The organism is Levilactobacillus spicheri DSM 15429 (assembly GCF_001435095.1).
In the GTDB taxonomy this organism is placed as follows: Bacteria; Bacillota; Bacilli; order Lactobacillales; family Lactobacillaceae; genus Levilactobacillus; species Levilactobacillus spicheri.
Window position 1 is genome coordinate 1 of record NZ_AZFC01000027.1, and the last position, 275, is coordinate 275.

A 275-nucleotide genomic window follows, 5' to 3' on the forward strand; every position below is an offset into this window, starting at 1 on the left:
CAAGTCCAGAAGTGGTCCCCTGAACAAGTTGCCCATGTGGTGGGGATTGCCTACAAGACGGTCTATAACTGGATTGATCAAGGATGGCTTGATATACAGTTGACCGATTTGCCTGATCATGGAATTCGTCGTCATCGTGCTAAAGAAAAGCGTGGTACGTTCAATCACGGCCGCTCCATTGAGGATCGGCCTCATAAAGTCGAAACTCGCCAGGAATTCGGCCACTTTGAAGCTGATACCGTACTTTCTGGTAAACGTAAAGGTCAAGCTGTGGC

The 275-nt window shown here is 48.7% G+C and carries 1 pseudogene; it reads left to right on the plus strand.

From position 1 onward, the window contains the following. Positions 1–275, plus strand: a pseudogene (locus tag FD37_RS12640) (IS30 family transposase); the annotation flags it as partial.